13 protein-coding genes are annotated in these 13,638 nt (G+C 61.5%); 8 read left to right on the top strand and 5 right to left on the bottom strand.

What is annotated here, in order from left to right; genetic code table 11:
* Positions 1-32: 32 nt before the first annotated feature.
* The 3 genes from J3P77_RS19565 to J3P77_RS19555 all read left to right on the top strand — a co-directional run bounded on the left by J3P77_RS19565 (position 33) and on the right by J3P77_RS19555 (position 3,164).
* Entirely contained in the window at positions 33-1,310 is a 1,278-nt protein-coding gene (locus tag J3P77_RS19565; protein ID WP_434678219.1) for an acetyl-CoA C-acetyltransferase, read from the top strand.
* A gap of 92 nt (positions 1,311-1,402) precedes the next feature.
* Positions 1,403-1,681 carry a hypothetical protein gene (locus tag J3P77_RS19560; protein WP_434678218.1) on the top strand — a complete coding sequence of 93 codons (279 nt, stop codon included), beginning with the start codon at positions 1,403-1,405 and terminating at the stop codon, positions 1,679-1,681.
* 28 nt (positions 1,682-1,709) lie between these two features.
* Positions 1,710-3,164 carry a DUF726 domain-containing protein gene (locus J3P77_RS19555; RefSeq protein ID WP_434678217.1) on the top strand — a complete coding sequence of 485 codons (1,455 nt, stop codon included), beginning with the start codon at positions 1,710-1,712 and terminating at the stop codon, positions 3,162-3,164.
* A 7-nt stretch (positions 3,165-3,171) separates the two neighbouring features.
* Here the strand turns inward: J3P77_RS19555 and J3P77_RS19550 are convergent, their stop codons facing one another.
* Positions 3,172-4,200: a bile acid:sodium symporter family protein gene (locus J3P77_RS19550; RefSeq protein ID WP_434678216.1), complete on the bottom strand. Its 1,029-nt coding sequence runs from the start codon at positions 4,198-4,200 to the stop codon at positions 3,172-3,174.
* Positions 4,201-4,286: 86 nt separating this feature from the next.
* On the opposite strand from J3P77_RS19550, the gene J3P77_RS19545 reads away from it, so the two are divergent.
* Positions 4,287-5,090: an AraC family transcriptional regulator gene (locus J3P77_RS19545; protein ID WP_434678215.1), complete on the top strand. Its 804-nt coding sequence runs from the start codon at positions 4,287-4,289 to the stop codon at positions 5,088-5,090.
* Positions 5,091-5,292: 202 nt separating this feature from the next.
* Entirely contained in the window at positions 5,293-6,189 is an 897-nt protein-coding gene (locus tag J3P77_RS19540; protein ID WP_434678214.1) for a PA4780 family RIO1-like protein kinase, read from the top strand.
* A gap of 305 nt (positions 6,190-6,494) precedes the next feature.
* Here the strand turns inward: J3P77_RS19540 and cueR are convergent, their stop codons facing one another.
* The 3 genes from cueR to J3P77_RS19525 form a co-directional block, all read right to left on the bottom strand.
* Positions 6,495-6,890 carry a Cu(I)-responsive transcriptional regulator gene (gene cueR / locus J3P77_RS19535; protein ID WP_434678213.1) on the bottom strand — a complete coding sequence of 132 codons (396 nt, stop codon included), beginning with the start codon at positions 6,888-6,890 and terminating at the stop codon, positions 6,495-6,497.
* Complete coding sequence (locus tag J3P77_RS19530; RefSeq protein ID WP_434678212.1) at positions 6,887-9,085, bottom strand: heavy metal translocating P-type ATPase; 2,199 nt, start codon at positions 9,083-9,085, stop codon at positions 6,887-6,889. The genes cueR and J3P77_RS19530 overlap by 4 nt, the downstream gene beginning before the upstream one ends.
* Before the next feature lie 70 nt (positions 9,086-9,155).
* Positions 9,156-9,536 (bottom strand): hypothetical protein, encoded by a 381-nt coding sequence (locus J3P77_RS19525; protein ID WP_434678211.1) that lies wholly within the window; start codon positions 9,534-9,536, stop codon positions 9,156-9,158.
* A 159-nt stretch (positions 9,537-9,695) separates the two neighbouring features.
* Here J3P77_RS19525 and J3P77_RS19520 point away from each other — a divergent pair, with 159 nt between their 5' ends.
* Complete coding sequence (locus J3P77_RS19520; RefSeq protein ID WP_434678210.1) at positions 9,696-9,893, top strand: heavy-metal-associated domain-containing protein; 198 nt, start codon at positions 9,696-9,698, stop codon at positions 9,891-9,893.
* Between the two features lie 94 nt (positions 9,894-9,987).
* Complete coding sequence (locus tag J3P77_RS19515) at positions 9,988-11,187, top strand: multidrug effflux MFS transporter (protein ID WP_434678209.1); 1,200 nt, start codon at positions 9,988-9,990, stop codon at positions 11,185-11,187.
* Between the two features lie 48 nt (positions 11,188-11,235).
* Here the strand turns inward: J3P77_RS19515 and J3P77_RS19510 are convergent, their stop codons facing one another.
* A complete protein-coding gene (locus tag J3P77_RS19510; RefSeq protein WP_434678208.1) occupies positions 11,236-12,255 on the bottom strand; it encodes a zinc-binding alcohol dehydrogenase family protein in 1,020 nt (339 codons plus the stop codon).
* Between the two features lie 114 nt (positions 12,256-12,369).
* Here J3P77_RS19510 and J3P77_RS19505 point away from each other — a divergent pair, with 114 nt between their 5' ends.
* Positions 12,370-13,281 (top strand): LysR family transcriptional regulator, encoded by a 912-nt coding sequence (locus J3P77_RS19505; protein WP_434678207.1) that lies wholly within the window; start codon positions 12,370-12,372, stop codon positions 13,279-13,281.
* Positions 13,282-13,638: the final 357 nt, after the last annotated feature.

The following is a 13,638-nucleotide window of genomic DNA, read 5'->3' as shown; positions in this document are numbered from 1 at the left end:
GTTCATCCATCCGTTTGGAAAAGGGGTTTTTCATGACGCAGCCACGTCGGGTCGCCATCGTCGGCGGTAACCGTATCCCGTTTGCCCGCTCCAATGGTCCCTATGCGACGGCCAGTAACCAGGAAATGCTGACCGCCGCTCTGGAAGGACTGATCGAGCGCTTCAATCTGCACGGGTTGCGCCTGGGGGAAGTGGTCGCCGGAGCCGTGCTCAAGCATTCTCGCGACTTCAACCTGACCCGCGAATGCGTACTCGGATCAAGACTCAGCGCGCAGACCCCGGCCTACGACATTCAGCAAGCCTGCGGCACTGGCCTGGAAGCCGCGCTGCTGGTTGCCAACAAGATCGCCCTCGGCCAGATCGAATGCGGCATCGCAGGTGGCGTCGACACCACTTCCGACGCACCGATTGGCGTCAACGAAGATCTGCGCAACATTCTTCTGCAGGTCAACCGTAGCAAGACCGGCGCGGACAAGCTCAAGGCTCTGATGCAGCTGCGCCCGCATAACCTCAAACCGGAGTTGCCGCGCAACGGCGAGCCACGCACCGGTCTATCAATGGGCCAGCACTGCGAACTGATGGCGCAGCACTGGGCCATCCCCCGGGACGAGCAGGATCGGCTGGCGCTGGACAGTCATCTCAGGATGGCTGTCGCGTATGACAATGGCTGGCACGATGACCTGATGACCCCTTATCGGGGCCTGACGCGGGACAATAACCTGCGTCCCGACCTGACGCTGGAAAAGCTTGCCAGCCTCAAGCCCGCTTTTGAACGCAGCGCCAAGGGCACGCTCACTGCCGGCAACTCGACGCCGCTGACCGACGGCGCTTCGGTAGTGCTGCTTGCCAGCGAGCAATGGGCCGCAGAGCGCGGCTTGCCGGTGCTCGCTTACTGGCGTGATGGCGAAGCGGCGGCAGTCGACTTCGTTCGGGGGGCGGAAGGCCTGCTGATGGCGCCGGTTTACGCGGTCCCGCGCTTGTTGGCCCGCAACGGCTTGAGCTTGCAGGACTTTGACTATTACGAAATCCACGAGGCCTTCGCGGCACAGGTCCTCTGCACGCTCAAGGCATGGGAAGACGCGGACTACTGCAAATCCAGGCTGGGCCTCGACGCGCCATTAGGCTCGATTGACCGAAGCCGGATCAACGTCAAGGGCAGTTCACTGGCAGCAGGCCACCCCTTTGCCGCGACCGGCGCGCGAATTGTCGCCAATCTGGCCAAGCTGCTGGACGCTGCGGGGCAGGGACGGGGGCTGATTTCCATCTGCGCGGCTGGCGGGCAGGGCGTCACCGCCATTCTGGAGCGCTGAGCGGATAGCATTGAGCGGGGTCGAGAAGGCATAATCGACCGTCTGCAAGGCCTGACTGCCTTGCATTCGCTGGTATGACAGGCAGGTGAAACATGGGGCTCATCATTGGCGCGGCCGTCCTTCTGACTCTGGTAGGCACGCTGCTCTACCTGGTCGACAAAGGTGCGAGAAGCCGCTGGCTTCGACCCTATATCGGCCTCGCTCTGATCGGCCTGTTGATCGCCGGCATGGGGCTGCTGTTGGGGCTGATCTCCGAGGAGATCGAAGGCTGGTTCCTGCTTGTTGCCAAAGGCGTGATCGCAATTACGGGCGTCATGTTGTGCCTGCGTCTGATCGGGCTGATCGCCAGGCGATACATCGTGAGAAATTGACCGCCCCGCCCAGGCGAGACAGGACAATGTGGATAATCACTTCAAGTTTCTGACGCTGCCCAGGACATCGGGCAGCGTTGCCAACATTTTCATTCACGGCTATTCGGCCGGACACGACCTGGATGACCGGCGCATGCTGGCCAACAGCATTCCGGCAACCCTGCGTCAGAGCGTGAACATCCTGGCGTTCTGGCCGTCGAGCCATTTCGCGCAGATGGACAACGGCTCGCGCAGCCTGCTGATGGCGGCAGTCCGTGTTCACCCGCTGGCCGGTGCCGCCGCGCTTGCCGGAGATCGCGCCTGGCACTTTGCGCGGATTCGCGTCCGGGCCGAGGCCATGGGTCAGGTGCTTCTGGAGCAGCTGGACCGTTACCTGTTCGAACGGCATCCCGAAGTGAAACGCGTCAACCTGATTGGGCACTCGCTGGGTGGCCGGTTGCTGATCAGCGCGCTCAAAGGCCTGACTCGCCCGCTCAGGCATGGGCTTGAAATCGGCGACGTGTTGCTGATGGGCGCTGCGGTGCGAGTGGAAGCGGCCGAGGCGCAGCTTCTGAAGCAACGTATCGGCGGGCGGCTGATCAATGCTTATTCCAGCGAGGACCATATTCTGCTGCTGAACCTGGGCGAGCGAAGCCTGGGGCGGACCCCGGTCGAGCATTTCGAAAACGTGCGCATGGCGCGTTATCGCCACCACCATTACTGGACGCGTTTGCAGGACGTTCTGATAGCCACCGGCTTCAGCGGCTGCACGGCGCAGACCCAGGACAATCCGGTGCTGCTGTTGGCGCATTCCGATCCGGTCCTGCAGGACACCTATCTGCATACCGTGCTGACGCGTTCGCCGCCGCACCTGCTGGAAGCTGCGATCAGACATTTGCGCAGCAGCCGCTGGACCCGTCTCAAGGACAGCGAGGCTGACCGCACTTATGCGTTTGTCCGTGAATTCCAGCTGGTGGCCGGGCACTGCCTGGTCAACGCAGCACGGCGACGGGGGATTTCCTATACGCGGGTGTTAGGCATGCTGGCCCGGCAATACGAGCTGGGCGATGCCTTGCATCAATGCGCTACGGTGGTGGAGGTCGAAGAACTGCTGCTGCGCAGCTTCTTCCGTCATGCGTTCCCCGCCGGGCACCCGCTGGTGGAAATGCCGCGTGCCAGCGTGCGTGCAATGCCGTGGGAGGTCTACGCGGCGCACATCGATGCGCTGGCAGAGCGTCTTACGGTTTCTGCTTTCTTCAAGCCAGAGACGGATGGCCCGCCGGCCGAGTTGACCACTGATTGCGCACCCATCTCGACCGAGGTCGCGACACGGCGCAGTCCCGGCTCGCTCAAGAACCTGTTGGGCGCCATTCGCCAGGCTCCGGTGCAGCACCTGCTGACGCGGTTCGGCACGGCGCTGAGGCCTGGCTATTCGGCGCTGATTCCTACAGTAGCGGTCATCTTCTACGCGCGCGTCACGCTGGACGACGACGGGCTGATGTAGCGCGGGCCTAGGCGGCCCGTGCTTCCTCCAGCGCGGCTTCCGACAGCTGCTGCTTGTGGCGGCTGGCGTAGTTTTCCGCGATCACCGAGCAGACGATCAGCTGCATCGGGTGATAAATCATGATCGGCAACAGGATCAGACCCAGGCCGGGATTCGCACCGAAGATCAATGCAGCCATGGGCGCGCCGGCGGCCAGAGACTTTTTAGTAGCGCAGAACACTGCCGCGACCTTGTCACCGTGGTCGAACTTCAACAGTCGCGCAGTCCGTGTGGTCAGGAACAGAATGACTGCCAACAGCACCGCGGTACCCACGAACGCCGTCACCAGCACCGTGCTGCCCTGGTTCTGCCAGATCCCCGAAATCATCGAGTTGCAGAAGGCGGCGTAAACCAGCAACAGGATCACGATCTTGTCGATGAGATTGGTGTACTTCTTATGGCGCGAGAAGAACTTGCCAAGCAGCGGACGCATCAGCTGGCCAAGCACCAACGGCAGCAACAGGATGCCGCACAGCTTGAGGAGCGTAGAGCCCAGGTCAATGCCGCCCGCGCCGGTACCCAGCAGCAGGCTGATCAGCCATGGCGTAATGAAAATACCCAGTACGCTGGACAGGCTGGCGTTGAGGATCGCCGCTGGCACGTTGCCGCCCGCGGTGCCGGTCAGGGCAACGGAGGACGAAATGGTCGAAGGCAGTGCGCAAAGATAGAAGAAGCCCAGCATCAGCAGCGCCGGAACATGCGAACCGAGCAATCGGTCGCAGATCAGCCAGATGACCGGGAACACTACGAAGGTGAACCCCTGAATCATCATGTGCAGGCGCCAGTTCTTGAGGCCCTTCACAACCTGTTCGCTGGAGAGGTTCACGCCATGCAGGAAGAACACCACGAACACGCCAATGTTGATGACGTATTCAGCATGCATGCCGCCACCGGTTGCGCCGAATGTGGGGAAGAAATACGCCAGCACCGTCGCCAGAACCATTCCGCACAGGAACCAGTCGGTGACGACGCGCTTGAGATGTTTGAATGCTTGCATGGGAGGCCCGAACATACTTTTGTAAGAATGGATTCGAGCAGGCTACCCTGTTGCTCTTCAGCCGTCTTGCGACACAAGGCCATAACATGCCGACTAACGGACAAATTCCTGCTCATGATCCTGCAGCGGAGCGCCAGATTCCGGAGCTGCGAGATCTTCCCCGGCCGCTTTACGCGCGTGCGGAAAGTCTGCGTGCCGGCTCATGGACGCCCTTGCACACCCATGATTGGGTGCAATTTTCCTACGCCATCAGCGGCGTGCTGGGCGTGCATACCGCCGAAGGCAGTTTTTTTGCGCCGCCGCAGTGGGGCGTGTGGATTCCCGCCGGTGTGGAACACGAAGTAGCCACCTCGATGCGCGCGGAAATGCGCAGCCTGTATGTGCGGACCCAGGATTCCACCTGGGCGCCGAATCGCTGTCGAGTGCTGGAAGTAACGCCGCTGGCGCGGGAGCTGATCAAGAGCTTCTGCGTTCTGCCGGCCACTTACCCGGAAGCCGACAGCCAGGAAGCGAGACTGGTACAGGTCCTTCTCGATCAGCTGGAGCGGCTTCCCGAGGTCGGCTTTTCCCTGCCGCTGCCACGTCATCCTCGTCTGTTGGGGTTGTGCAACGAGCTGATCGAGGACCCCAGTCAGCTCATCACGCTGCATGACTGGGCTGGGCGTCTCGGCACATCGGAGAAAACCCTGATGCGTCTGTTTCAGCGCGAAACCGGCCTCAGTTTCCGTGGCTGGCGTCAGCGTGCGCGGCTGCTGTCTTCCTTGAGCGCGCTGGAAGAGGGCGAGAGCGTTACCAGCACAGCGCTGGCTTGCGGTTATGACTCGACGTCCGCTTTTATTGCCGCTTTCAGAGGCTTGTTTGGATACACCCCAGGGGAGCTGTTCAAATAGCGCGCTTCTCTCTACTTCGCGTATCGATGAATATCTTTCGGTCTACGCACGGCACGAAAGGTGCTTTAAACCGGGGGTGGCGGAGTTTTCTGACACGAAATCCCGTAAAGCCGGCGGACGCTACCCCTACTCGCTGGCGGAGTATTGCCGTATAACGGCAACAATCGCGTATCTGGCAATAAAGGACCTCCGACAAAAGCTGATGAAAACTCCTAAACGCATTGAACCCCTGATCGAAGACGGTCTGGTCGACGAGGTGCTGCGCCCGCTCATGAGCGGTAAAGAGGCAGCTGTTTATGTGGTGCGCTGTGGCAAAGAGCTGCGCTGCGCCAAGGTTTACAAGGAGGCGAATAAACGCAGTTTCCGTCAGGCGGCCGAATATCAGGAAGGCCGCAAGGTACGCAACAGCCGCCAGGCGCGAGCGATGGCGAAGGGTTCCAAGTTCGGTCGCAAGGAAACCGAAGATGCCTGGCAGAACGCCGAGGTCGCTGCGCTGTTTCGACTGGCCAGTGCCGGCGTCCGGGTTCCCAAGCCTTACGACTTCCTCGATGGCGTCCTGCTCATGGAGCTGGTCGCGGACGAATACGGCGAGGCCGCGCCACGCTTGAATGATGTAGTGCTGGAGCCGGACCAGGCGCGCGAGTATCACGCGTTTCTGATCGAACAGATCGTGCTGATGTTGTGCGCGGGCCTGGTGCACGGTGACTTGTCGGAGTTCAACGTGCTGCTCGCGCCGTCCGGTCCGGTCATCATCGACCTGCCGCAAGCGGTAGACGCAGCGGGCAACAACCACGCCTTCAGCATGCTGGAACGCGATGTCGGCAACATGGCCGCGTACTTCGGGCGCTTCGCACCGGAACTCAGGGCCACGCGATACGCCAAGGAAATGTGGTCGTATTACCAGGCCGGTACCTTGTCGCCGTCTACCGTGCTGACCGGCGATTTCGACGATCCGGAAGAAGAGGCGGATGTAGGCGGAGTGCTGCGAGAGATCGAAGCGGCCCGGCTGGACGAGGCCCGTCGTCAGGCCGCCCGCGCCGCAGACGACGCACCGCCCGGCCGAACGACCGAAGAACCGCCTCCGCCGTGGATGCAGTGATAGCAGGCACGTAACTTTGGGAGCCAGTTTGCTGGCGATGAGGCTGGTAGGGATCACATATCTTTATCGCCTGATCGAGCTTTCGCCAGCAAGCTGCCTCCCACATGGGCTGGCTTTGCTCGCGAAGGCTGCTTCACGCTTGATCAAGTCTGCTGCCGCTGCGCGCCAGATCGCCAGCAAGCTGGCTCCTACAAAGCACTGCAATCTCGTGGGAGGCAGCTTGCTGGCGAAGGGGCCGGTATGATCACCCGCTTTATCGAATGCTTCCCACGTGGATTAGAGCGTGCGCCGGGTGCGCTTGTACTTCATTGAGCGCCCGAGGCCAGATCCTTGAGGATCGGGCAGTCGGGGCGGTGGTCGCCGTGGCAGTGTTGCACCAGGTCCTGCAAGGTGTCGCGCAAACCGGCCAGTTCCTCGATCTTGCGATTCAGCTCGACGATGTGTTGCCGCGCCAACGCCTTCACATCGGCGCTGGCGCGGTGGCGGTCCTGCCAGAGTGTCAGCAGCTTGCCGACTTCTTCCAGCGAAAATCCCAGATCCCGCGAGCGCTTGATGAAAGCCAGCGTGTGCAAGTCCTGCGCGCTGTAAATGCGGTAGCCGCTGTCACTGCGGTGTGCGGCTTCAAGCAGACCGATGGATTCGTAGTAACGAATCATCTTGGCGCTCAACCCGCTTTTCTTCGCCGCCTGCCCAATGTTCATGGCGTGTCCTCCAGATTCGCAGGCTTCCAGGTCTTGAGCAGCAGAGCATTGCTCACCACGCTGACGCTCGACAGCGCCATTGCCGCGCCGGCCAGCACCGGATTCAGGTAACCCAGCGCTGCCAACGGGATGCCGATCAGGTTGTAAACGAAGGCCCAGAACAGATTCTGGCGGATCTTTGCGTAGGTCCTGCGGCTGATTTCCAGCGCCGCCGGCACCAGGCGCGGATCACCACGCATCAAGGTAATCCCGGCCGCCTGCATCGCGACATCCGTTCCGCCGCCCATGGCAATGCCGATGTCGGCCGCTGCCAGAGCCGGCGCGTCGTTGATGCCGTCACCGATCATCGCCACGACCCGGTTCGCTTTCAGACGGACGACGGTGTCCGCCTTTTCGGCGGGCAGGACTTCGGCGTACACGTCGCGGATGCCCAGCGCTTGCGCGACAGCACGCGCGCTGCCCTGGTTGTCTCCGGTCAGCAGCGAACAGTCGATGCCACGCGCCGCCAGCGCTTGTATGGCAGGTTCGGCCCCGGGCTTGAGCGTGTCGCCAAAAGCGAATACGCCGATTACCGCCGGCTGCGGTGCCAGTTCAACCAACCATGACAAAGTACGGCCTTCTGCTTCCCAGGCCCGGGCGGACTCCGCCAGTTCACCCATCGAAAGCCCGCTTTCTTCGAGCAAGCGGCGGTTGCCCAGCGCCAGTTGGTGGCCATTCACCGTGCCGGCAACGCCGCGTCCGCTCAGCGCTCGACTGTCCTCGGCGTTTTCCAGCGGCAGGTTCCATTCCCGGCAGACATCCAGCACGGCTTTCGCCAGCGGGTGTTCGCTGCCGCGTTGCAGAGCGCCAGCGCGTTGCAGCAGCTGTTCTTCATTGCCTTGCGCGGCCGTCATGTGAGTGATCTGCGGTGTGCCGCTGGTGAGAGTGCCAGTTTTGTCGAACACCACACAGTCGACTTCATGGGCACGCTCCAGCGCTTCGACGTCTTTGATCAGAATGCCAAAACGCGCCGCTACGCCGGTGCCTGCCATGATCGCGGTTGGTGTGGCGAGCCCGAGAGCACATGGGCACGCGATGACCAGCACGGCCACCGCATTGATCACCGCGCTCTCCAGCGAAGCCCCCGCCAGCATCCAGCCAGTCAGCGTACACAGCGCAACCCCCAGCACAACCGGGACGAACACCTGGCTGACCTTGTCGACCAGTTTCTGGATCGGCGCCTTGCCTGCCTGGGCGTCTTCGACCAGACGAATGATTCGCGCCAGCACGGTCTCCGCGCCCAGCGCCGTAACGCTGACCAACAGCCGACCTTCGCCGTTGATGGCGCCGCCGGTAACCTTGTCTCCAACCTGCTTCGCGACCGGCAGGCTTTCACCGCTTATGAGCGCTTCATCGGCGTGGCTACGGCCCTCGACCACCAGGCCGTCTACCGGAAACCGCTCGCCGGGTCTGACCAGCACACGATCATCGATGCGCAGCGCGTCGATGGCGACCTCATGTTCCTGGCCGTCCACAATCTGCACCGCCCGCTCCGGACGTAGCGCTTCAAGGGCACGTATCGCACTGGCGGTCTGGTGCTTGGCGCGGCTTTCCAGATACTTGCCCATCAACACCAGGGCGATGACCACGGCGGACGCTTCGAAGTAGAGGTGGGGCGTGCTGCCGGGCGGGGCGCTCAGCCACTGATAGACGCTCAGACCGTAACCCGCGCTGGTGCCTATCGCGACGAGCAGATCCATATTGCCGGCGCTGGCTCTGACTGCCTTCCAGGCAGCGACATAAAAGCGCGCGCCGAGGATGAATTGCACCGGTGTTGCCAGCGCGAACTGTAGCCAGGCCGGCAGCATCCAGTGCAGCCCCAGTGGCGACAGCAACATGGGCAGGATCAATGGCGTGGCGAGAACGATAGCGGCCGCCAGTGCACAGCGCTCGCGGCTCAGATCATGGCGCTTGCGGTCGGCGTCGGCCTGCTTGCCCTGCGCCAGGGTCGCGGTGTAACCGGCGCGGGTTACGGCGGCTATCAAGGTGTCGGGGTCAGTCTGCGGGCCGGCCAGGACATGGGCGCGTTCGTTAGCCAGATTCACCGTGACGTTGCTGACGCCCGGCACTTTGGCAAGCGCGCGCTCGACCCGGCCTGCGCAGCTGGCGCAGGTCATGCCGCTGATCGGCAGGTCGAAGGCGATGGTGTCTTGCATCTCACTCACTCCTTGAAGGCTTGATGCCGGCAAGGATCAACCTTGCCACATGGGCAAGGTCAAGTGTGAATCAATAGTCGAGGCTGGCTTTCTTGAGGAACATGCCATTGAGGTCGGTGGCGATACGGTACTTGACGATATCCCCGGCACGCAGGTGGATGCGCGTGCTGCTCTGCGCTTCCATGCCCGGCTCGCAGCCGACGACGGTGCCCGGCAGGCGACGCAGGCGTACCGAGACATCGCCCGGTGGCAGGTTGAAGGAAACCGAATCTTCCTGGAACAGTCGCCCGGCCAGTTGGTCCTGAATATAGATACCGATCTCACACGAGGTCGCCACTTCGAGGCGTTCCCGGGAAATGATCAGGATGCCGTAGTCCTGGTCTGCCTGAACACTGGGCGAAGCCGCGAAAAAACCGAGGATGGCGAAGAGGCTAACTACTGACCAGCGCATGCTGATACTCCTGCTGAAAACGTCAATGACCAAGCTTGGCCCAGCGACATCGCAAATGCCAGCCCGGCAGGAAACGCAGAAACTTGACCTTGCCATGAGGGGAAGGTTGAAGATGCGCCCAGTCCATTCACCAAGAGCATCCACACAAGGAGCATCACCATGCAGTTGTTCAGAGTACAAGGCATGACCTGCGGGCATTGTGTTCGTGCGGTGACCCAAGCGATCACCAATGACGACCCGGCGGCGGACGTCAACGTCGATTTGAGTAGCGGACGCGTACAGGTAACTAGCGCGTTGTCCGCCGAGCGGATCATCGAGCTGATTGCCGAAGAGGGCTATCAGGCCAGTCTTGGTTGATCGAAAAGTCTTGAATTAATTTAGTGGTTCGTCGTTATCAGCAGGGCAAGCGGTTAAACTCATCCGCTGCCCTGCATTTGCTGATGGACCCCCGATGAATTTGCGCATAATCCTGATCCTTGGCGCGCTCAGCGCCTTCGGCCCTCTGGCCATCGATTTCTATCTTCCTGGCTTTCCAGCCATGGCCACCTACTTCGGGACGGATGAAAAACACATCCAGTTGACCCTCGCGGCCTACTTTCTGGGCCTGTCGCTTGGTCAGCTCGCCTACGGCCCGGTGGCCGATCGCTTCGGACGACGCATTCCGCTGCTGGTCGGTGTCAGCCTCTTCACCCTGGCGTCGCTGGCGTGCGCGTTCGCGCCGAATCTTGAATGGCTGATTGGCGCGCGCTTCGTGCAAGCGCTGGGCGGCTGCGCTGGCATGGTCCTGGCGCGGGCAATCGTCAGCGACAAATGCAATGCCGTCGAGTCGGCGAAAGTCTTCTCGCAGTTGATGCTGGTGATGGGCCTGGCGCCAATCCTGGCACCGATGCTGGGTGGCGTGCTGGTCAACGGCGCTGGCTGGCAGGCAATATTCCTGTGCCTGACGGTGTTCAGCGCGCTGTGTCTGACTGCTGTCGCAATCGGGCTGCCGGAAAGCATGCCGGCCGACCATCCTCGTCAGCCACTGAGCGGCGCGCTGCGCCAGTACGCCAACCTGTTCAAGGACCGCGTGTTCATTGGCCACGCCCTGACCGGCGGGATCGCGATGGCGGGCATGTTTTCTTACATCGCGGGTTCACCGTTCGTCTTCATCAAACTCTACGGCGTGCCCGCCGAACACTACGGCTGGCTGTTCGGCACCAACGCCGCCGGGTTTATTCTGGTGGCGCAGGTCAACGCACGCATGCTGCGCAAGTTCGGCCCGGCGTGGTTGCTGTCGCGCGCGGTGTGGGTCTATCTGGCGGCCGGTCTGATCGTGCTGGGCATCAGCCTGCTGCGCACCGAGCAGCTCTGGCCGCTGTTGGTGCCGTTGTTCGTTTGCCTGGCAAGCCTGGGTTGCATCATTCCCAATGCTTCAGCCTGTGCCATGAACGGGCAGGGCAGGCGAGCGGGCAGTGCTTCGGCGCTGATGGGCTTTCTGCAATTCAGTGTCGCGGCGGGCGCCGCCAGTCTGGTAGGTGTGTTGCATGATGGGACGGCCACGCCGATGACCATGGTCATCAGCCTGTGCGGCGTGTTGGCGGTGAGCGCGATGGCGTACACGCGTCGTCTGCAGCGCGCACGGGATGCACAGGTCAGCGCGCAGCCATGAAAAACGAGAGCGCCGCCAGCAAGGCGGCGCTCTCCGGTAGCCAGCTTCTTACGCTTCGAAGCCTTCCAGCACGATCTTGCCCTTGGCCTTGCCGCTTTCCAGCAGCTCATGCGCGCGGCGCAGGTTCTCGGCGTTGATCGTGCCGAAGTGCTCGCCGAAAGTGGTTTTCAGCGTGCCTGCGTCGACCAGCTCCGCTACTCGATTGAGCAGGTTGTGCTGCTCGATCATATCCTCGGTTTCGAACATCGAGCGGGTGTACATGAACTCCCAGTGCAACGACAGGCTCTTGCGCTTGAGTTTGGTAACGTCCAGCGCCTTTGGGTCATCGATCAGCGCAAGCTTGCCCTGAGGCTTGAGGGCTTCCACCAGTTGATCCAGATGCTGCTCGGTCTGTGTCAGGCTGGCCACGTGGGTCACCGAGTTCAAACCGACGCGCTTGAGCTCTTCGCTGAGCGCTTTGCTGTGGTCCAGTACCTCATGGGCGCCCAGATCACGAACCCAACGCTCGGTTTCCGGACGTGATGCCGTGCCTATCACTTTCAGCGAGGTCAGCTGGCGCGCCAGCTGGGTCAGAATAGAACCGACACCACCAGCGGCACCGACGATCAACAGGCTGTTCTGGTCATCGACCTTGCCTTCAGCTACCTGCAGACGCTCGAACAGCAGTTCCCACGCGGTGATCGCGGTCAGTGGCAAGGCGGCTGCGTGGGCGAAACTCAGCGACTTGGGCATGTGGCCAACGATGCGTTCGTCTACAACATGCAGCTCGCTGTTGGCACCGGGGCGAGTCAGCGAACCCGCGTAGAAAACCTTGTCGCCGGGCTGGAACAGCGTCACTTCACTGCCGACCGCCTTGACCACACCGGCCACATCCCAGCCGAGGATTTTCGCCGCGCCGCCTTCGGGCTGTACGTTCTGGCGAATTTTGGTATCCACAGGGTTCACCGAAATGGCCTTGACCTCGACCAACAGGTCGCGAGGGCCGGCTACCGGCTCCGGCGCTTCGATGTCCTGAAGGGACTGCGTATCGCTGATTGGCAGGGACTGGTAATAGGCAACGGCTTTCATGGGTGATCCTCGATGAGAAATGGGCCAGTTGGATGATTCGCTATTTCCACGGCAGATAAAACCCGCTAAAACGGCAGGCTCTTTCAACATTCCATTGATAATCGAGCTCTGACCATGTTGCGTTTCGATGACCTGCAGCTGTTTGTCCGTGCCGCCGACCTCGGCAGCCTTTCCGCCGCGGCGCGAGTCATGGATTTGTCGGCGGCAGTCGCCAGTGCAGCACTCAAGCGTATTGAACAGCAACTGGGCGCTCGACTGCTGGCCCGCTCGACGCGAAGCCTGCGTCTGACGGCCGAGGGTGAGGGTTTCCTCGAATACGCGCGCGCGGCACTGGCGAGCCTGGAAGAAGGACGACGCCTGCTGGCAGGCAGTCAGGACCGCTGCGACGGTGTCTTGCAGTTGTCGGCGCCATCGGACTTCGGGCGAAACGTACTGCTGCCCTGGCTGAACGAATTTCAGCTGCGACATCCGCAACTGGCCGTGCGGCTACTGTTGGGTGACCGAATCGCCGACCTGTTTCGCCAGCCGGTGGACGTCGCGCTGCGCTACGGCGAGCCCGAGGATTCCAGCCTCGTCGCGCTGCCGGTCGCACCGGCCAATCGTCGGGTACTTTGCGCCGCGCCAGGTTATCTGGCCCGGCACGGCGAGCCGCGCCAACTGGAGCAATTGGCGCAGCACAACTGCCTGCTGTTCATGCTGGGCGACCGCGTACACGACCACTGGACTTTCCACGACGGCCGCCGCGAAGTCGGGTTGACGGTAAGCGGCAATCGGTTCAGTGACGATGCCGACGTCGTGCGTCTGTGGGCCGTCGCCGGTGAAGGCATCGCCTACAAATCGACGCTCGATGTCGCTGGAGATGTTCGCGCCGGCCGCCTGAAGGTGTTGATGCCGGAGTTGCGCGGCGAGCTGGCACCGTTGAACCTGCTATGTGCCCATCGAGCGCAGTTGAGTAAACCGGTCAATCTGCTGCTGGAGATGTTGCGAGAACGCTGCGCACAACATTCGCTAGTTGAAAATGTTTAAGTTGTTTATTGGCTACAGCACCTGATGAATTGGCCTACGGAAACTTCGGAAAGTTTAGAGCTCATGCGCAAGATCAGGCTGACGTTGCGGGATTTGATTGGTTCTTGTGAACAAGTCTGCTGTCAGTTTTAGGCCTTCTTGACTCTGAAGTTGCCTGCCAGTCGGTAAGATAAGGCGTCGTTCTGACGCGGAATGCCGGTAATAGAGCCCTGCGCCTTGCAGGGTTACACCAGACGTGACGAGATCACGTGTACCGGGATGAACGTGTTTGTGCAAATTTGCCTGTTGCGGGCTTCCTGCGAAGAGGTTTTTACCTAATTGGGTTAAAGAGCATAAAGTTTATACTGGCCATCACTC

Source organism: Pseudomonas sp. R1-18 (assembly GCF_051132095.1).
Classification (GTDB): Bacteria; Pseudomonadota; Gammaproteobacteria; order Pseudomonadales; family Pseudomonadaceae; genus Aquipseudomonas.
The sequence above is the reverse complement of the archived record's forward strand: the minus strand, read 5'-3'. Positions and strand labels throughout refer to the sequence as shown.